This window comes from Endozoicomonas sp. ALC020 (assembly GCF_049275935.1).
Classification (GTDB): domain Bacteria; phylum Pseudomonadota; class Gammaproteobacteria; order Pseudomonadales; family Endozoicomonadaceae; genus Endozoicomonas_A.
In genome coordinates this window covers 6,389,779-6,410,410 of record NZ_CP184830.1, presented here as the reverse complement: position 1 = coordinate 6,410,410, position 20,632 = coordinate 6,389,779, and the positions used below count along the sequence as shown (strand labels likewise).

General features: G+C 48.8%; 11 protein-coding genes. 5 read left to right on the top strand and 6 right to left on the bottom strand.

All coding sequences use genetic code 11. From position 1 onward, the window contains the following. The first annotated feature begins 97 nt into the window (after nucleotides 1-97). The 4 genes from ACOJUO_RS23910 (at nucleotide 98) to ACOJUO_RS23895 (ending at nucleotide 7,793) form a co-directional block, all read left to right on the top strand. Complete coding sequence (locus ACOJUO_RS23910; RefSeq protein ID WP_422138404.1) at nucleotides 98-1,942, top strand: F-box/WD repeat-containing protein; 1,845 nt, start codon at nucleotides 98-100, stop codon at nucleotides 1,940-1,942. Beyond that, nucleotides 1,932-3,737 (top strand): F-box/WD repeat-containing protein, encoded by a 1,806-nt coding sequence (locus ACOJUO_RS23905; protein WP_422138403.1) that lies wholly within the window; start codon nucleotides 1,932-1,934, stop codon nucleotides 3,735-3,737. The genes ACOJUO_RS23910 and ACOJUO_RS23905 overlap by 11 nt, the downstream gene beginning before the upstream one ends. Nucleotides 3,738-3,915: 178 nt before the next feature. Further along, nucleotides 3,916-5,754, top strand: coding sequence for an F-box-like domain-containing protein (locus ACOJUO_RS23900; RefSeq protein WP_422138402.1), 1,839 nt, complete (start codon nucleotides 3,916-3,918; stop codon nucleotides 5,752-5,754). Between the two features lie 152 nt (nucleotides 5,755-5,906). After that, nucleotides 5,907-7,793, top strand: coding sequence for an F-box/WD repeat-containing protein (locus ACOJUO_RS23895; RefSeq protein WP_422134379.1), 1,887 nt, complete (start codon nucleotides 5,907-5,909; stop codon nucleotides 7,791-7,793). Here the strand turns inward: ACOJUO_RS23895 and ACOJUO_RS23890 are convergent. Genes ACOJUO_RS23890 through ACOJUO_RS23865 form a run of 6 tightly spaced genes read right to left on the bottom strand, consistent with a single transcriptional unit; the run spans nucleotide 7,768 to nucleotide 14,985 of the window. Then, complete coding sequence (locus tag ACOJUO_RS23890; RefSeq protein ID WP_422134378.1) at nucleotides 7,768-9,498, bottom strand: BatD family protein; 1,731 nt, start codon at nucleotides 9,496-9,498, stop codon at nucleotides 7,768-7,770. The genes ACOJUO_RS23895 and ACOJUO_RS23890 overlap by 26 nt on opposite strands. After that, entirely contained in the window at nucleotides 9,492-11,525 is a 2,034-nt protein-coding gene (locus tag ACOJUO_RS23885; RefSeq protein WP_422138401.1) for a VWA domain-containing protein, read from the bottom strand. The genes ACOJUO_RS23890 and ACOJUO_RS23885 overlap by 7 nt, the downstream gene beginning before the upstream one ends. Next, entirely contained in the window at nucleotides 11,522-12,556 is a 1,035-nt protein-coding gene (locus ACOJUO_RS23880; RefSeq protein ID WP_422138400.1) for a vWA domain-containing protein, read from the bottom strand. The genes ACOJUO_RS23885 and ACOJUO_RS23880 overlap by 4 nt, the downstream gene beginning before the upstream one ends. Next, nucleotides 12,549-13,076: a DUF4381 domain-containing protein gene (locus tag ACOJUO_RS23875; protein WP_422134375.1), complete on the bottom strand. Its 528-nt coding sequence runs from the start codon at nucleotides 13,074-13,076 to the stop codon at nucleotides 12,549-12,551. The genes ACOJUO_RS23880 and ACOJUO_RS23875 overlap by 8 nt, the downstream gene beginning before the upstream one ends. Next, on the bottom strand, nucleotides 13,073-14,008 hold the full coding sequence (locus ACOJUO_RS23870) for a DUF58 domain-containing protein (protein ID WP_422138399.1): 936 nt from the start codon (nucleotides 14,006-14,008) through the stop codon (nucleotides 13,073-13,075). The genes ACOJUO_RS23875 and ACOJUO_RS23870 overlap by 4 nt, the downstream gene beginning before the upstream one ends. Nucleotides 14,009-14,022: 14 nt before the next feature. Beyond that, nucleotides 14,023-14,985: an AAA family ATPase gene (locus ACOJUO_RS23865; RefSeq protein WP_422138398.1), complete on the bottom strand. Its 963-nt coding sequence runs from the start codon at nucleotides 14,983-14,985 to the stop codon at nucleotides 14,023-14,025. Nucleotides 14,986-15,728: 743 nt separating this feature from the next. Between ACOJUO_RS23865 and ACOJUO_RS23860 the strand changes: the two genes are divergently transcribed. Further along, nucleotides 15,729-20,606: an NAD-glutamate dehydrogenase gene (locus ACOJUO_RS23860; RefSeq protein ID WP_422138397.1), complete on the top strand. Its 4,878-nt coding sequence runs from the start codon at nucleotides 15,729-15,731 to the stop codon at nucleotides 20,604-20,606. Nucleotides 20,607-20,632 lie beyond the last annotated feature (26 nt).

Genomic DNA, 20,632 nt, shown 5'->3' with positions numbered 1-20,632 from the left:
TATGAACTTTTATTTCAAAGCCGACTCTAATTGACTTCATCAATTTTGAATATCTTTGCTCATCAGGGGCAGGGTGAAGACTTAAGAGAAACCAGATATGTATTCTGACGTTAATCATTCCGACATGGCCGGTTCACCTTCGCTAGCAACTGTGAGCACTTCATTGGGAAAAGAACCATCGGGTGTCAGTGTAGGCAGGTCCGTCACTGTGCCTGACAAAGAAATAAAGAGAACAACTTCACTGCACGATTTGCCCGAAGAAATAATCATCAAAATTGCGCGCTTGCTGGAATTTCAGGATATCGTCAGTTTACAACAGGTATCTACTCACACACACACTGCCATTAAAAACCATCCTGTACTGGAAAAGGCATGGTATCGCAGGTTTTCTTCACTGCACCAATATCAACTAAAGAAAATTCTTCCTGCAGAGGATAAAGAACAGCTCCGTAATTGGCTGCGACCGTTTACGAAGGATGAAACGTTAGTCGAATCAATAATAGAACACCGAAGTTATGATTATTTTCCTGCACTGTTTTATTTCACCAAAGCTCGACTGATGTCTCAATGCAAAACGTTTGATGTAGATACTGAAGTCATCATTGAACATGATGACTCTGTGAAATCAGCCAATTTCAGCGCCGATAGTCGTCATGTCGTGACCGCCAGTTATGACAAAACGGCAAAAATCTTTAGCCAGATGGCCAATGGATCATGGGAAGAAAAAGTGATCATTCCTCATAATTATTGGGTTAAAGCGGCCACTTTCAGCCCCGATGGCCGCCACGTCGTGACCGTCAGTTGGGATAACACGTCAAAAATCTATGGTCAGGGAGTCGATGGGCTATGGAAACATAAACTCACCATTACCCATGATGGTTTGATCGCATCAGCCACCTTTAGCTCTGATGGTCTCCATGTGGTAACCGCCAGTGACGACTGTAAGGCAAAAATTATTAGCCAGATGGCTGATGGATCCTGGGAAGAAAAACTCACCATTTCCCATGATGAATTCGTCAAGTTTGCCATTTTTAGCCCCGGTAGCCGTTTTATGATGACCGTCAGTTACGATCACACGGCGAAAATTTTTTGCCAGGGAGACGATGGAGCATGGAAAGAAAAAATGACTATTTTTCATGATTACTGGATCCTTTTAGCCACTTTTAGCGCCGATGAAGGCCGTTTGGTGATCGTTAGTTGCGACAGCAAGGTGAAAATCTATGACCAGATGGCCGATGGATCATGGGAAGAAAAAGTTACCTTTTTCCATAATCACTGTATCAACTCAGCCACCTTCAGCGCCGATGGCTGCCATTTGTTGACTGCCAGTGAAGATAATACAGCGAAAATCTGTGATGAAAAGGCCGACGGCTCTTGGAAAGAAACCATCATTTCCCACGATGACGAAGTCAACTCAGCCACCTTCAGCCCCGCTGGCGATCATCTGCTGACGGTCAGTAGAGATGGCAAGGTGAAAATCTATTGTCTGGAGGCCGATGAATCATTGGAACATAAAACCACCCTTTCCCATGGTAGCGATGTCGTCTCAGCCCTCTTCAGTGCCGATGGTCGTCATGTTGTGACCGCCAGTGAAGATGGCACAGCGAAAATCTCTGGCAGGAAGTCTGACGGTTCATGGGTTGAGAAAGCCATCATTTTCCATAAAGCTTCGGTCACCTCGGCCACCTTCAGCGCTGACGGCCGCCATGTGTTGACCACCGGTGAAGATGGAACGGCAAAAATTTATGGTCAGGAGACTGATATGTCCTGGGTAGAAAAAGTCATCATTTCCCATAATCATTCGATTAGATCGGCCACCTTTAGCGACGATGGCCACCACGTGATGACCCTCTGTAGTGATAACAAGGTGCGAATTGACAGGCTACGGGGGAATGATTTAATCGGGGTTAAAAACTTAAGAGAAACCAGATATGTTTTCTGACGTTAATCATTCCGACATAGCCGGTTCACCTTCGCTACCAACTGTGAGCACTTCATTGGGAGAAGAACCATCGGGTGTCAGTGCAGGCAGGTCCGTCACTGTACCTGACAAAGAAATAAAGAAAACAATTTCATTGCACGATTTGCCCGAGGAAATAATCGTCAAAATTGCGCGTTTGCTGGAGTTTCGGGATATCGTCAGTTTACAACAGGTATCTACTCACACATACACTGCCATTAAAAACGATCCTGTACTGGAAAAGGCATGGTATCGCCGGTTTTCTTCACTGCACCAATATCAACTAAAGAAAATTCTACCTATAGAGGATAAAGAGCAGCTCCGTAATTGGCTGCGACCTTTTACGAAGGATGAAACGTTAGTCGAATCAACAATAGAACACCGAAGTTATGATTATTTTCCTGCTCTGTTTTATTTCACCAAAGCTCGACTGATGTCTCAATGTAAAACGTTTAGTGTTGATACAGAAGTTGTTGTTTACCATAGTCATTATGTCAACTCAGCTGCCTTTAACCCCGATAGCAGCTATTTGGTGACCGCCAGTGTCGATCAAACGGCAAAAATCTGTTGTCAGAAGGCCAATGGATTCTGGGTAGAACAAGCCAAAATTTCTCATGATAATTTTGTCGACTCGGCGATCTTCAGTGCCGACGGCTGTCATCTGATGACCGTCAGTTGGGATTACACGTTGAAAATTCATAGTCAGGACGATGATGGATCATGGCAAGAAAAAGCCACCATTCCCTATGATCCCTGGATCAACTTAGCCACCTTCAGCCCGGATAGCTGCTATCTGGTGACCGCTACCAGGGATAACAAGGCAAAAGTTTATGGCCAGGGAGTCGATGGGTCATGGAAAGAAAAACTCAGCATTTCCCATAATGACTCGGTCATCTCAGCCGCCTTCAGCGCCGATAGTCGCCATGTGGTGACCACCAGTTACGATAGCACGGCAAAAATCCATGGGCAGAAGACCGATGGATCATGGCAAGAAGAAACCACCATTTTCCATGATCGCTTTGTCAAGTCAGCCATCTTTAGCCCCGATGATCGCCATGTGTTGACCGTCGATGATGATTACAAGGCAAAAATCCACGGCCAGGAGGACGATGGATCATGGCAGCAAAAAGCCACTATTTGCCATAAGGGGGGAGTCAACTCAGCCACCTTCAGCGTCTCCGATGGTCGCCATGTGGTGACCGCCAGTAAAGATGGTACAGCGAAAATTTATGGTCAGAAGACCAATGGCTCATGGGAAGAAGAAGCCACCATTTACCACGATCACTGGGTCACCTCAGCCACCTTCAGCGCCAACGGCTACCATGTGCTGACGGCCAGTGACGATAACACGGCAAAAATTTATGGCCAGAAGGGCGGTGGGGTATGGGAAGAAAAACTCATTATTTTCCATGATGGCGATGTCATCTCAGCCAGCTTCAGCCCCGATGGCTGCCACGTGTTAACCTCCAGTAAAGATGGCACGGAGAAAATCTGTAGCAGGAAGGCTGATGGATCATGGACTGAAAAAGCCATCATTTCCCATAAAGATTGGCTCATGCCAGCCACTTTCAGTGCCGATGGTCGCTATCTGCTGACCACCTGTAAAGATGGAACGGCAAAAATCCATGGTCTGGAGCTTGATGGATCATGGGTCGAAAAAGTCTTCATTTGCCATGATGATCCGATCATATCAGCCACCTTTAGTACTAATGGCCTCTATGTGGTGACGAGCTTTAGCAAACACGTGATTGTTAATAAGCTTCAGATGCATCATTGACTGCCTTGTTGTGACAAATAAAAGAGAGACCATTCTGCATGGTCTGAAAGACAGAAGTTTCGATAACTGCAATTAACACCCTGTAATGAACTTTTATTTCCAAACCGACTCTAACTGGTCACATCAATTTTCCAACTTCTCTGTTAATTAAAATGGACTAACTCAGGAGCAGCCAGACGTGCATTCCAGTAATAACCTCGGAGTAATTGATTCACCCTTACGGCCACCTGTGAGCACTCCATTGGAGAGAGAACCATCGGGTGCCAGTGTCGGCAGGTCCATCACCATACCTGACAAAGAAGCCGGGAAGACAGCTTTATTGCAGGATTTGCCCGAGGAAATAACCATCAAAATTATTCGCTTGTTGGCGTTTCGGGATATTGTCCGTTTACAGCAGGTATCTACTCATTTACACGGGGTTATCAAAAGCGATCATGCTCTGGCGAAGGCCTGGTATCAACGCTTTTCTTTATCACATCAAAATCAACTAGAGAAAATTCTTCCTGCTGAAGATAAAGAACAACTTCGTCATTGGCTGCGACCGTTTACGAAGGATAAAGCGTTAGTCGAAGCAATCATAGAACGCCGGGATAGGCATTACTTTGCTGCTCTATTCTATTTCACCAAAGCTCGACTGATGTCTCAATGCAAAATATTTAACGTAGATACAGAACTCGTTATTGATCATGATTACTTTGTCAGTTCAGCCAGATTCAGCACCGATGGACGCTATATGGTGACCAGCAGTTTTGATAACACGGCAAAAATCTTTGGCCAGGAGGATGATGGATCATGGGATCAAAAAGCCATCATTGAACATGAAGGTTCAGTCGAGTCAGCGAGATTCAGCCCTGAGGGTAGCCATGTAGTGACCGCCAGCAATGATGGCACAGCGAAAATCTATGTCCAGAAGGACAATGGATTATGGGAAGAAACGATCACCATAACCCATGATGATCAGGTTGACTCAGCCATATTTAGTCCCGATGGGTGCCATGTGTTGACATTCGGTGACGATAACAAAGTAAAAATCTGCAGTCAGGGTTTCGGTGGTTCATGGGAAGAAAAACTTATCATTTCTCATGAAGCTAAAATCAACACAGTCAGATTCAGTCGCGATAGCCGTCGTGTGGTGACAGCCAGTGACGACTATGATGCGAAAATCTTCGCTCAGCAGGATGATAAATCATGGAAACTTCAAGCCACCATTTCTCATGATGACGATGTCAACTTTGCCAGGTTTATTGACGATGGCCGCCTTGTGCTGACTGTCACTGAAGATGATGAGGTGAAAATCCATGCCCAGGTGGCCGATGGGTTATGGGTAGAAAAAGTCACCATTTTCCACAGTGGTGCAGTCAACGCAGTGAGCACCGGTGACGGCCTTGTGGTGACGGCCAGTAGCGATAACACGGCGAAAATCTTCGGCCAGAAGAGCGATGGATCATGGGAACAAAAAGCGATCATTTCCCATGGTTGTCAAGTCAGGTCAGCCGATTTCAGTCCCGATGCCCGCCATGTGGTAACCGCCAGTTTTGACAACACGGCGAAAATCTATGGCCAGAAGGCCGATGGATCATGGGAAGAAAAAGTGACCATTCCCCATGATGACTGGGTTACAGAAGCCTCTTTCAGCCCCGATGGCCGTCATGTGGTGACGGCCAGTGTAGAGGGCGTATGCACACTCTTTGATAAGAATAAAGGCGGCACGGCGAAAATCTATGGTATCAGGGCTGATGGATCCTGGGTCGAAAAAGCCATTATTTTCCATAAGCATTCGGTCTCCTCAGCTACCTTCAGCGACGATGGCTGCCTTGTGCTGACCACCAGTAACGATGGAACGGCAAAAATCTATGGTCAGCAGACCGATGAATTATGGGTCGAAAAAGCGATCATTTCCCATGAAGATCCAATCAAATTAGCCACCTTCAGCACCGATGGACACCATGTACTGACTACCAGTAGTGGTAATAAAGTGCGAATTAATAAATTGCAGATGAATGATTGTTTGCTGTGACAAATAAAGGGGATGCCCTTGTAAATGTGCTGAAAGGCAGAAACTTTGTTATTTGCGCTTAACAACATGTTATGAACTTTTATTTTAAAAACACTTCTAAGTTACATATCAATTTTAAATGTCCTGAAATAGTCATTTAGGAGGAACCACAAGTGCATTCTACAACTAATAAATCCGACATGGTTGGTTCATCCATACCCCCAACCAAGCACGCACGATTGGAGGAAGAACCATCGGGTGCCAGTTTGGGTAGATCCATCGCTATACCTGGTACCGAGATAAAGAAAACAGTCTTATTGCAGGATTTATCCGAGGAGTTAACCCTCAAAATTATTCGCTTGTTGGAGTTTCGGGATATTACCCGTTTACAACAGGTATCAACTCACTTACACAAGGTTGTTAAAAGTAATCATGCTCTGGCAGAGGCCTGGTATCACCAGTTTACTCCAGAGCACCGATATCAACTAAAGATAGCCCTTCCTACAGAGGATGAAGAACAACTCCATAACAGGCTACGACCGTTCACGAAGGATGAAGCATTAGTCAAATCACTTATAGAACTCCGGGAGAGTGATCATTTTCCTGCACTATTCTATTTCACCAGAGCACGACTGATGTCTCAGTGTGAAACGTTTAATTTGGAGCCAAAAGCCACCATTGTTCATCGTCATTATGTTGTCTCAGCCAAATTCAGTGCCAATGTCCGCTATCTGCTGACGGCCAGTCTTGATGGAACGGCAAAAGTCTACGGTCAGAAGGCTAATGGAATATGGGAAGAAAAACTCACCATTTCTCATGATGATGAGGTTCATTCAGCTACGTTCAGTCCCGATAGTCGTCATCTTGTGACCGCCAGTAGAGATAATACGGCGAAAATTTATAGTCAGAAGGCTGATGGATCATGGGACAAAAAAGCCGTCATTTCCCATAAAAGTACAGTCATCTCAGCCACCTTCAGCCCAGATAGTCGCTATGTGGTGACTGCCAGTAAAGGTGGCAAAGCGAAAATCTATGGTCTGAAGAGCAATGGCTCATGGGAAGAAGAAGCCATCATTTACCATCATCACTATGTCAACACCGCCACCTTCAGCTCTGATAGCCGTTATGTGATGACCTCCAGTAGTGATAAAACGGCGAAAATCTATGGCCAGAAGGACGATGGATCATGGGAAGAAAAAGTCACCATTTGCCATGAAGGCTGGGTGGCGTCAGCCATCTTTAGCCCCGATAACCGTTATCTGTTGACCATCGGTCTTGATGACAGGGTGAAAATCGTTTACGGATCATGGGAGTCAGAAGTCACCATTGATCATGATGACACTGTCAACTCAGCCATCTTTAGTGCTGATAGCCGCCGTGTGTTGACAGCCAGTGACGATAACACGGTGCAGATCTATTGTCGGAAGGACGATGGATCATGGGGAAAAGAAGACGAAGACAGCATTTCCCATGGTGACCATGTCAACACAGCGGCCTTCAGCCCCAATGGTCGCTACCTGGTGACGGCCAGTGATGATGACATTGCGCTAATCTGTGGTCAGAAAGACGACGGATCATGGGAACTAGAGCGTACTATTAATCATGATGACGCTGTCATCTTAGCCATTTTCAGCCCCGATGGTCGCCATGTGGTGACGGCATGTGTGGATGGCTCGGTGAAAATCTATGGTCAGAAGGCTGACGGAGTATGGGTCGAAAAAGCCAACTTTTCCCATAAAGGTCCGGTCATCTCAGCCACCTTCAGCCCCGATGGTTACCATTTGGTAACCGCCTGTGAAGAGAGTAAGACGGTGAGAATCTTTGGCCAGAAGGCTGACGGATCATGGGTCGAAAAAGCCACCATTCTTCATGATTATTGGATCATTTTCGCCAGCTTCAGTGGCGATGGCAGCCATGTTGTAACCGCCTGTTGTGGTAACAAGGTCCAAATTAATAAACTTTGCATGAATGATTCATCGCTTTCACTCACGCGGCCAGAATCACCCGGCCGACAAGAGTTTTCAGAGCTCAGAATTACTGGCCCGGATAAAGACTGTTAAGGCCATTGTTTGGTTCGCTGCTCTTTTGCTCTTTACGCAGTTGCGTGCACAACATTATCAGCTCCCTTGTATCGAGCTTTTGTTCATGACCTGAATAGAGACTGGCTTCAAGCTGGTTGAACGAAGCCACTAATGGATCACTGTTGAGTTTTTTCAAACACCTGTCCATGGTCGACAATCCTGAGTTGCCAGACAGAGCTTGAACCCATTCAATAAAACATCGGCGGATCTGAATCAGGTCATCGGCATTGCAGGCATTTTCAAATTTTTGCCAGGCTTCTTTCTCATTGAATCCCTGAGGTTCCCTGGTGGCAGAAGACTCAATCGCTGGTTTTCGGGAAGACCGGCATCGCCATAATGCCAATAAAGTGATCAGCCAGAGTAATCCAAACAAGGCAGATAAAGAAGGCCAAAGCCAGCCTGGTCCTTGTGTGGTGAGATTGGCAACCACTGGTGGACAAACTGTTTCTTCATTCTTTTCGGTAGTCCGGGTTGGAATGTCTGGAGTCGTTGTTAATACTTCGCCGTTTTCCGACGGCAGCACGGTAATGGTTTTGGCAGGAATGGTAGCGACTTTCTCGGTCCGGGTTTTGGTATCAAACCATTGATAATGCAACGGAGGGAGTTCAATTTTTCCGGGACGGGTTGGAATCAGGGCGATGGCTTCTATTCGGCTGCCAATAACACCCGTGTCTGTCGCCTTGTCATCGGTCGCAGACTTGTCCGGGTAAGTGTTGATGCCCTCGAGTCTGGGCATAGTAATGGCAGGCAACTGAACACCGGTGAGTCCTTCAGCTTCCACAACAATGGTTCGAGTGATGGCGTCGCCCACTTTGACCTTGTCCAGTGGTGCACTCCAGCCATCGGTCAGGGTCAGTTTTCGGGCAGGCAGCCAGACCGGACCTTTAAAGCTGTCTGGTTGTTGCTGGACATTGAGGGTGATTTCAGCAGATCGGGCTGCAACGGGCTTGCCACTCATTGAAAAAATACTGCCAAAAGTATCCCGGCGGTCTGGCATGGTGGCTGAAAAAGTCAGGCCCGGAATGTCCATCGGACCTGGTTTTTGCGGATGAATCGAGAAGTTCAGTTCAAAGACACCGTATCGGGTACCGTCCATAACCGTATCATAGTTCCGGGTTTCCCCCAGTTGTTGCACAATAGCACCGTCGATATTTACGGGTGAAAGTCGACGGTCGTCGTAAAGCTGGACCCGATAGTAAATCTTCAGGGTCAGGATCACTTCTTCCTGAACATAAGGTGTTTCATTACTGATTTCAGTTCGGATGAAAACCGGGCCGATCCCACCTGATCCGGCTTTTTGTTCAGTGGGCGTGTTGGATACTTCCAATCGAATAGCTTTTGAAGTCATACCTTCTAATTGCAGGCTGGGTATCAGCAAACGACCGGACTTTTTAGGTGACAGCGTGATAATCCAGTCACGCCAGGATTCATTTTTACCGTTAATAATTCGAACCTGACGACTTTGGCGGGTCCCCAGTATGTCAAAGTCATTTTCCAAGGGTGACAAATCGGGGGCAGCACTGGTATCACTGTCTGTTCTGAGGGTGAGTTCCAGAGTCTCGTATTCTGCCAGATGAGTCCGGTCAACAGAGGCAGTCAGTGCAGCCATCCCCTGTGCAGTGAGAAACAACCCTGTCAGCAGGATCAGTACTTTACTGAGTTTGAAAAAAATTGACTTCACCATGACTGCTCCTGTTGTCTTTTTTGCTCTCTCTGTTGTTGAAGGAATTTGCGCCTGAGTAGGCCACCGGGGTCGTCCGGTATGGTTTTTAACCAATTTTCAATGGCTTGCTGGTCCGGGCTGGTGGTTTGCTGTTCTTCAGGATATCGCAGTGCTTGCTGCGCCTGATCACCCTGTTCCTGAGGCTCTCCGGCACTGGCTTGTTGTTGCTTGCTCTCAGCTGGATTCTGTTGTTCAGACTCCTGATCCTGCTGACCAGAGTATGAGCGTTCTTTCTGATCTTCCTGTTGCTGTTGGCCTGGCTGGGATTGAGAAGATTGTTCTTGTTCCTTATTCTGTTGACCAGAGTTCTGCTGTTGCTGATTTTCCTGACCCTTGTCGGAACTTTGTTGTTGATTATCAGAGTTCTGTTGCGGGTTCTGTTGACTCTGACCCTGCTGGCTCTGATCTTTTTGCTGATTCTGCTGATTCTGCTGATTCTGCTGATTCTGCTGATTCTGCTGATTCTGCTGATTCTGCTGATTCTGCTGATTCTGCTGATTCTGCTGATTCTGCTGATTCTGTTGATTCTGTTGATTCTGCTGATTCTGCTGATTCTGCTGATTCTGCTGATTCTGTTGATTCTGTTGATTCTGCTGTTGGTTGTTGTTCTGGCCCTGTTGCTGTTGCTGCTTTATCAGTTCTTCAATCAGCTTTTTATTGGCGGCGGCATCTTCCATGGCAGGGTTTAGCTCAAGGGCTCTGTTGTAGGCTGCTACCGCTTCATCGAGTTTACCGGCTCGGGAAAGAGCATTGCCCTGATTGTAAAAGCCGTCAGCGGTATCGGAACGGGCAAACTCAGTGGCTGCTTCTTCGTACATACCTGCCTGATAGAGAGCTTCAGCTTTCCAGTCCGGTTGGGTGAATTTTTCAGCGGCCTGTTCGGGCTTTTTGTTGTTGAGTTCTTCCATAGCCTGTTGGTTGCTGTTTTGCCAGAGACTATGCCATTCCAAAGCTTGTGCCGGGGGCGAGGGGAGTATCGCTGCCACCAGAAAGATAGTTAACCAGCCTTTTCTGAAACCGGCCATTGCCAGAGGCAAAATCAGCAGTACTAACCAGAAGCCGACATCCTGCCATTGGTCAAACTGACTCTCAACTCTGACTGAGTTGTCATTCAGTCCCGCTTTTGGCAGAACGGCTTGCAAATCACTATCATCCAGAGTCATGTCGGCATAAACGCCACCCGTCGATTGTGCAAGCTGACGCAGTTGCTGACGTTCCTTCTTCGGAATAATAATGGTGCCTTGTTTGTCTTTAAGGAAGCCGCCTTCGGGCAGGCTGATGGGAGCGCCTTCCTCGCTGCCAATGCCCAGAATTGAGAGAGTGCTGCCGCTATCCTTCAGCAGTGAGCGTATCTCGCTGACCTGCGTATCTGGAACCTGGTCGGTAATCAGGAGGATATCGCCCGCTTCTCCTGCCCCCTGCTTGAGTAATTCAACGGCCTCCTCAAGGCCCTTCAGGGCATTATCTCCCTGTTCCGGCATGATCTGGGGGCTCAGCGCCGGAACCAGATTGGCTAAAGTACGATTGTCGTCTGTTAAGGGCGCCGCAGTGTGGGCTGAGCCTGCGTAGGCCACCAGAGCTGAAAGCCCGTCCTTACGCATTTTAAACAGGTCCAGCAGTTTGTAACGAACTCTGGAAAGTCGATTGGGTGTAACGTCTTTAGCAAACATTTTGTGGGACATATCCACCACGACTACCATGGGCTGAAGGCTCTTGTTGACAGGAGTGGGGATTTTTTGCCAGGTTGGGCCTGCCAGTGCCAGAACAGCCAGTGTCCAGCCTGCCAGAAGCAGGTAGACTGGGAGTCGGTTCTGTTTCTTATTGCGACCCTGCAAAAGGTGTTGCAACAATTCAGGGGCGATAACCCGTTTCCAGTCTCCGGACTGCAGCTGTTGACGCCAGAGAGCGATCAGCAGAATCAGACACGGGATGAAGGCCAGCAACCACAGTGGGCGTAGAAAATGGAATTGACTGATAAACGCATTCACTGGCGATTCCTCCCTGTCTGGCTAATAGATGCTTCAGGAAAGACTCTCAGTGTTGCCATAATCAGGCTGAGAATCAGGGCCAGTGCCAGAGGCCAGAAAAACAGCGCTATGCTGGGCCTGAAGCGTTCTTTGTTCTGCTTTACAGGCTCCAGGTTGTCGAGTTCGTCGTATATTTTTTCAAGCCCTTCGGTATTTTTTGCCCGGAAATACTGTCCACCCGTGAGCTCTGCAATTTCTTTCAGGGTTTTTTCGTCCAGGTCTTCAGAAGGGTTGATTCGACGTGCGCCGATGGATGAACCAAAGAGGCCGGGCTGAATCATTTCATCCGCTCCCAGGCCAATGGTATAAATGCGAATGTTTTCTGAAGCGGCCAGCTTTGCAGCCTGGACAGGCGTAATCTCTCCAGCGGTGTTGGCACCATCGGTCATTAGTATCAGAATCCTGCTGTCCTGGGGGCGTTTACGAAGATGCTTTACTGCCAGACCCAGGGCATCACCAATGGCGGTTTTGTTGCCTGCCATGCCAATCGTAGATTCATCCATGAGGGTGCCAATGGTTTTCAGGTCAAAGGTAAGAGGTGCCTGCAGGTAGGCCTGGGTTCCAAATAGAATCAGCCCAAGTCGGTCCCCTTTGCGTTGGTCAATAAAGTCGTTGAGGACGTGTTTGGTCACCACCAGACGATTCACTGCCTGGCCATTCAGTTCCATGTCGGCGATTTCCATACTGCCGGAGAGGTCGACGGCGATCATCAAGTCTCTTCCTGATCTCTCTATTTGAACCGTTTCTCCCAGCCAGACCGGTCTTGAAGCGGCGAGCACCAGCAGCATCCAGATCAGCCAGGGGATCAGGCTCTGCCAACGCTTAAGTGTTTCCCGGTGCTCAGAATGCTCACCGGCAATATCGGCCAGATCTCGATAAAAAGGGACCCTTAAAGCTGCACCAGCGGCACGGGGGGCGGGGCTTACAAAACGATAAACCAGCCAGGGCAGGGGGGCGGCCAGTAACATCCAGGGCCATTGCAACTCAAGCATGGTGTTTCCTGATCCAGCGGACTGTCAGTTTATGGAGCTGGTTCACATCAACCTCTGATTTGTCTTTCGCGGTGGACGTTTCTTTTTCTGTGGACATTTCGTTTGCCACAGGCATTTTTTGAAAACGGGCGTCGCCCAGAGACTGTCCGGGTTCCCCGCTGAATGCAAGGATGCCACTCTTTCGGGAGAGAAACTCCAGCCAGGGGGTCCCGTGAAGAGAAGCAACCTTTTCGGCCGGGTAGGCATGCAGTGCTGTCTGTTTTAGTAAACGGTTGCAGTCGTTAGCAAACTGCAGTGAATTCTGGTGATTCTGATAGGCGCTGAAAATAATATGGGCCTGTTTGCGTGCCTGCCTGCGGTAACGATTTCGACGAATGTAGCGAACCACAAATAAGGTCGTCAGGGTGACAACCACTATTATCAAAACGGCGGATAGCCACCAGCCGGGAGCCAGCGGCCAGAAACTGACCGGGTCGGGTAGACGATTGGGTCGGAGTTGATCCAGAGGATTGGGTGTCATACCGACCTCCGGGGGGTTATACGGGAGCCAAACCAGGCTTGAAGTTGTGAGCCTGTATCCTGATCAGCCCCAAGCTCCAGTAGCGGCACCTTGAGACTGGCAAGCTGGTTTTTCAGAGAGTTCTGAAAACGATGATGCCGGGATCGGTATTCCTGGCGAAGGTGTCTGGAGCGGGTGTTGATGGTTTGCTGATGCATGCCATTGGTAATGTCGTAGCGTCCGGGTCTGGGTAACTCAGATTCCAGCGGATCTGTCACTTGTATGGCCATTAACTCACAATGCCCTGAAAGCCGGGAAAGATGGCGAAAGCCTTCTTCGTCAAGCTGCTGAAAATCACTGATTACGAAAATATGAGTACCCGGATGAGCCACCCTGCGAGCGTGTCGCAATGCTCTGCCCAGATAGTTGTCCTGTGGTTGGTGAGGGATGGTTTCAGCCTTCAGGCTTCTATTATGATGTTCAAGCTTGTTGAGCAGGTGCATCAGGGTTTTTTTGGAACGCTTGGGACGAATCTCACTGAGTCCCTGTTCATCAAAAATCAAACCTCCGATACGGTCACTGTGCTGGAGAGTGGCCCAGGCCAGCAGAGCACCGGCTTCGACAGCAGTGACAGACTTGAAGTTCAACTGACTGCCAAAAAACATCGAATGACTCTGGTCAACCAGAACCAGAACCGGGCGTTCTCGTTCTTCCCTGAAAAGTTTGGTATGAGGTTTCATCCTGCGTGCTGTGACGCGCCAGTCAATGGACCGGATGTCGTCACCAGGTTGATAAGCCCGCACTTCCTCAAAGTCGATTCCTCTGCCTTTGAAAGGCGAATAGCCTGTACCTGCCAGCAAACTGCGGGCACGGTTTTGACGGAAAATGGCCAGTTCCCTGGCCTGAAAACGCAGGCCGACCAGTTCTTTTAGTTGCGAGTATGCTCCACTCATTCTTTGCTCCTGGCTCAGGCAACAGGAACCAGATTCAGTAACTGATCAATGATGTAATCAGCGTCTTTTCCTTCGGCCTCTGCCTCAAAACTCAGCAGAAGACGGTGCCGAAGGACATCGTGGGCAACCGCCTGTATGTCATCCGGGCTGACAAAATCCCTGTCGTTCAGCCAGGCTCTGGCGCGGGCACAGCGATCCAGGGCAATCGTACCACGGGGACTGGCACCGTAATCGAGGTATTCACCCAGACGATCATTGTAGAGGGCCGGGTGACGGGTGGCATTGATCAGCTGAACGATGTATTCCTCAACCACAGGCTCCATGTGAACGGCCAGGGTTTCCTGTCTCGCGGCCAGAACGTCAGCCTGGCTCACGGGCGTAACCGGTTTTACCGGAGACTGCTTCATGGCTTCACCGCGGGCGAGCCTGAGAATCTGCCGCTCGGACTCTACATCGGGGTAACTGACCCGGACGTGCATCAGGAAGCGGTCCAGCTGGGCTTCCGGTAGAGGGTAAGTACCTTCCTGTTCAATCGGGTTCTGAGTGGCCATAACCATGAATACTTTAGGGAGTGGATAGGTTTTTCGACCCACGCTGACCTGGCGCTCAGCCATGGCTTCCAGCAAAGCGGATTGGACTTTGGCCGGAGAGCGATTGATCTCATCGGCCAACACCAGATTCTGAAAGATAGGACCAGGCTGGAAGTGGAAGCTGCCGTCTTCAGGGGTATAAATATCGGTACCGGTAACGTCTGCCGGCAGCAGGTCCGGTGTGAACTGGATACGGTGGAATCCAGCCTCCAGACCGTCGGCCAGGGCCTTGACGGCCCGGGTTTTTGCCAGGCCCGGGGCGCCTTCGACCAACAAGTGTCCATCGGCCAGCAGGGTGATCAATAAACGGTCTACCAGATGCTCCTGTCCGATAATACTGTTACACAGGTACTGCCTGAGTTCATTCAATACTGAATTGTTAGACATAGAATCTTGAATCCCGGATAGCTTCTGGCGGCTGAGCGGTGGACATGCCTGACAGCTGCCTGTGATTATATGAGTTCGTTACCGTATCCGAACAGCGACAACAGATATCTTATTCATCTTGCTTTTATAAGATGCCTCTAGGAGCCTGACCGAGAATAGACTGCCCTACTGCGGCGGCAGCAAATTGGTCTGAAAATCCGCTTTTGTTCGTCAAATAGCTCGCTATTCTCCTCACAAAACCGAATTTTCATCCTCAATTTTCTGCCGTCCTCGCTACGGGCGCTATTCTCGGTCAGCCTCCTAGTAAGGCTTTGATAGTGTTAGCCGGTTCGGTTCACCCTGTTCTACCTGTTGCATTTGGTTTCATCGTTGGGTCCAGCCAGCATTCTCCATGTTGAAAGTCCGGTTGGGCAAAGCCCACGGTCTTTACCTACAGTCAGGTAGAGAATTTGTAATATAGGTTCAGTAGCCGCTCAGGTCTAGTCGTCCATGGGAAGCTGTCCGTTATCTGACAACTTCTTTTCGAATTCTGGACAGAGAGACTCAAGACTCTTTTATAAGAGTGCAAAGGCCGATAAGTTAGTAACAGGTCGGGTGAATTCACTTTAGACAGCGTCTTTCCCTGAAAAGTTTCCTTTCAGGCTATAAACCTGTTCATTGTGCCCATCCCTGCCAAAAGATTTCTCGAACGGAACCGCTATTATTCAGAAGCTGTTGACATAGTCATTATCAGGCTGACAAGGATGTCAACGGGCCTTGGCAATACATTTTTCTTAACCGGAGATGCCAGCATGGGTCATCACGAGACTTTGGAACGAAAGGAGTATTTGGACAAAATTATTGAGGAGTTAAGCCCCCAGATACCCGAACAGCAGAAAGAAGCTCTTCGTGAGTTTGTATATCAGTACTATTTCATGGATATCCGACGGGAGTTGAACAAATGCCGGCGTCGGGACCTTCTGGGTTCAACCCTTTCGTTCTGGAAGTTTATCCAGCACCATGATCCTGAGCGTCCGGAAATAGAGGTATTGAATCCGGATTATCCCCATCACGGCTGGCACTCAACCCATACCATACTCAGACTGATTCACCGGGATATGCCTTTCCTGGTGGACTCCCTCAGAATGAAATTGAATGAGCGTGGCCTGACCATACATAACCTGCGCAATACCGTCATTCATAACCGCAGGGACAGCCAGTTTAATCTGGTGTTTGATATGAACACCGAGGCTACGGTTCACAGGGAAGCGATTATCTTCGTAGAGATTGATCGCCAGGATAATGAAGAAGAGCTTGAGGTCATCGCCGAGCAGGTGGCCGCAGTGATGGCTGATGTGGCCAGGGTGGTTGAAGACTACCGGTCTATTTCGAGTCGTGTCGAACAGTTGGCAAGCTCTATGGTCGGGGGGCAGGCAGAGCAGGTTAAGGAGTTTCTGAACTGGCTGTTAAACAACAACTTCACGTTTCTTGGTTACGAAGAGCTCAAAGTGTCAGAAAGTGAAGGTCAGCGACAGATTATTCGTCCTTCCGATTCATTGTTGGGACTTTTGAGAACCACCCACAAGGGGGAAATCGGTCAGCTCGAACTGGAACCTTTTGTAGAAAAAGATTTCTTTGAACAGAAAGACTGGCTTTCCTTCTCCAAGGCAGCCGTTCGATCCAGCGTTCATCGTCCCGCCTATCCTGACTTCATTACTGTGAGGCAATTTGCAGAGGACGGTTCGGTAGTGGGTGAAGCCAGGATTGTCGGGCTGTATACCTCTCCGGTTTATCGTCAGAGTCCTTTCTCGATACCTTATATCAATCACAAGGCCCGTGAGGTTATTGAGCGCTCCGGACTGGATCCAAAGAGCCATCATGGCAAGGATCTGGAACAGGTTCTGGAAGTTTTCCCCCGTGATGAACTGTTTCAGACACCCAGAGAGCAACTGTTCACCACGGCAATGTCTATCCTCAGGATTCAGGAGCGCAAGAAGATCCGGATCTATATCCGTCAGGATCCTTATGGCACTTTTTGTTCCGCACTGGTGTTTGTCCCCCGAGATGTCTATAGCACCAGCCTGCGGCTCAAGATGGAAGAGATTCTCTGCCAGCGGCTCTGTGCGGTTGACTCGGAGTTCACCACGTATTTTTCCGAGTCTGTTCTGGCCAGGGTGCATTTTATATTCAAGCTGCGTGGGCGAATTGAGTATGATCTGGAGGCGATCAATGATGAGCTGACCCTGGCCACCCGCTCCTGGATTGATGAGTTTCGTTCAGCGCTTCTGGAATCCAATGGCGAAGCCAAGGGCAATCAGCTGGTTGCCAGATATGCCTCAGGATTTTCTGCCGGTTACAAAGAGGCATTTTCGCCAGAGTCAGCGGTTGTTGATGTTGAACACTTTGAGCGCATCAATGAAAAATCATCACTGTCTATGGGATTCTACCGCTCTCTGGACGATGAGCCTGGCCGTATTCATTTCAAGCTGTATCACTATATCGAACCACTGCCACTGGCTGACCAGATCCCGATTATTGAGAACCTGGGGCTGAGGGTGCTGGCTGAGTATCCCTACCTGATTCGCAAGAGCGATGGTCAGCTCATCTGGATTCATGACTTTCTGTTGTGCTATGACCCACAAAAGTCGATGGATATCCAGAAAGTTGACAAGACCTTCAAGGAGGCATTTGAAAAGGTCTGGTTCGGGGAAGCTGAGAATGACCGGTTTAATCTGCTGGTGCTGGCCTGTGGTATGAGCTGGCGTCAGGTAGCCATGCTGCGATCCTATTCCCGGTACATCAAACAGATTCGGATGGGGTTCAGTCAAACTTACATTGCTGAAACCTTATGCAACAATATAGAAATTACTCGCATGCTGGTGGCGTTGTTCGAAACACGCTTTAACCCAGAGTTGTCTCTGTCCAACTCCCAACGGCTTGGACGACAGCAGCAGATTCAGCAAGGGATTCTTGAGACTCTGGATCAGGTGACGGTGCTCACTGAAGACCAGATTGTTCGCCGTTTTCAGAGTGTGATCATGGCCACCCTGAGAACCAATTTCTACCAGCTTGATTCTGATGGTAATACAAAGTCGTATATTTCCTATAAATTGTCACCACGGGAAATTCCTGATATTCCAAAGCCGACGCCACTTTACGAAATTTTTGTTTACTCGCCCAGGGTAGAAGGTATCCACCTCCGGGGTGGCAAAGTCGCGCGGGGAGGGCTGCGCTGGTCTGACCGGGTGGAAGATTACCGGACTGAGGTTCTGGGTCTGGTCAAGGCTCAGCAGGTCAAAAATGCCCTGATTGTTCCGGTGGGTGCCAAAGGAGGTTTTGTTGCCAAACAGCTGCCGGTAGATGGTCATCGCGAAGCCATCATGGAAGAAGGGGTGGCCTGTTATCAGACGTTTATTCGTGCTTTGTTGGATATCACTGATAATCTTTCTGAATCCGATGTTATCCATCCGAAGTCTGTCGTATTTTATGACGATGATGATACTTACCTGGTGGTGGCAGCTGATAAGGGAACCGCCACTTTCTCAGACGTTGCCAATGAGATTGCTCACGAATACGACTTCTGGCTGGGCGATGCTTTTGCCTCCGGAGGCAGTGTCGGTTATGACCATAAGAAAATGGGTATTACCGCCAAAGGGGCCTGGGTTTCGGTACAGCGTCATTTCCGTGAGCGGGGAGTGAATGTTCAGGAAGATCCCATCTCGGTCATTGGCGTCGGGGATATGTCCGGGGATGTTTTTGGTAACGGTATGCTCTCTTCTGAAACGTTGGAAATGGTCGCTGCCTTCAACCATCAACACATATTTGTGGATCCAAACCCTGATGTAAATGGCAGTTATCTTGAACGGCTGAGGTTATTTAATCTTCCCCGTTCCAGCTGGCAGGATTATGACAAGTCTCTGATTTCCAAGGGCGGTGGGATCTTCTCCCGCAACGCCAAGTCCGTAACGATATCAAACGAAATGAAGGAGCGCTTTGATATCAAAGCAGGCCGAATGACGCCTAATGAATTGATACGTTCGCTGTTAAGGGCTCCCGTCGATTTGATCTGGAATGGTGGTATTGGCACCTATGTGAAAGCCATTAATGAAAGTCATGCCGATGTCGGTGACAAGGCTAATGACCCACTGCGTATCAATGGCTGTGAGCTCAGGGCCAAAGTGGTAGGTGAAGGTGGTAATCTGGGTCTCAGCCAGTTGGGAAGGGTTGAGTATTCCCTGCAGGGTGGCGCACTGAATACAGACTTTATTGATAATTCTGGCGGGGTTGACTGCTCTGACCACGAAGTAAATATCAAGATTCTTCTCAACGATATTGTCGCCAGTGGTGACATGACCGTGAAACAGCGCAATGCATTACTGGAACACATGACCGACGATGTTTCCAGACTGGTTCTTTCCAATAACTATCGCCAGACTCAGGCGCTTTCCCTGGCAGAATTAGAAGTCCGTAATCGCATGGATGAATACCGACGCTTCATGGAGTACCTGGAAGGGGAAGGCAAACTTGACCGGTCTATTGAGTTCCTGCCTGATAATGAAGCCCTTGCAGAACGGTTGTCAGCGGGTCAGGGGTTAACCCGTCCGGAATTGTCGTTGCTGATCTCATACAGTAAAGCGGACCTCAAGGAAGCACTGATCAGTTCGGATGTGATTGATGAGCCCTACATGACCCGTGAGTTGCATACCTCTTTCCCTGATACTCTGGTAGAAAAGTTTTCAGAACAGATTGATCAACACCGTCTGAGAAGGGAAATTGTAGCAACCCAGACAGCCAATCATATGATTGACATGATGGGGATCACTCACGTGCTCAGGGTTCATCAGACCACCGGTGCCAGTGCGGCGGAGATTGCCCGGGCCTTTATGGTCAGTCGGGAGGTTTTCGGTATCTCTGATTACTGGCAGGCCATCGAAAATATGGATAACCAGATTCCCAGCAGTCTGCAGCAGCAAATGATGGTGTCGCTGATCAAACTGACCCGTCGTGCCAGCCGCTGGTTTATCCAGCTCAAACGTCAGGATCTGGTAGCAGCAGAGTGTATTGAACATTTTGGTCCACTGATCAGTAGCTTTATCGAGTCGTTTACTGAATACCTCAGTGAGTCCGAGAGAGAAGAGCTGGATAGCAAAATGGCTGAGATGAACAGTCATCAGGTGCCAAAAAATCTGGCCAAAGTCGTTTGTAGCCTGAGACACCTGTTGAGTGCCCTGTCAATTATTCAGGCCGCCGATCAGACCGGGCAACCTATAGAAAAGGTCGCCCGGACTTACTTTGCAGTGGGTGAGCGGCTGGAGCTGAACTGGTACAGCGTACAGTTGGGCAATATAGAGGTGACCAATCACTGGCAGTCATTAGCCCGTAATAGTATTCGTGACGAGTTGACCTGGCAGCAGATCGCTTTGACGGTTGCATTACTCAATACCGGCAGTGAAGAGGAAGACCTTACTCTGAAGCTGGATGAATGGATGGTGCAGCACCAGGGGCTGGTGGCTCGCTGGCAGGCTATGTTATCCGAAATTCGTAATGCCAGTGTGCACGAAATGGTGATGTTTACTGTGGCCAATCGGGAGCTGATGGGGCTGGCTCAGGCCAGCAGCCTGCCGGTACAAACTATTAAGTGAATGATCTATCACTCAGGCACGGAGGC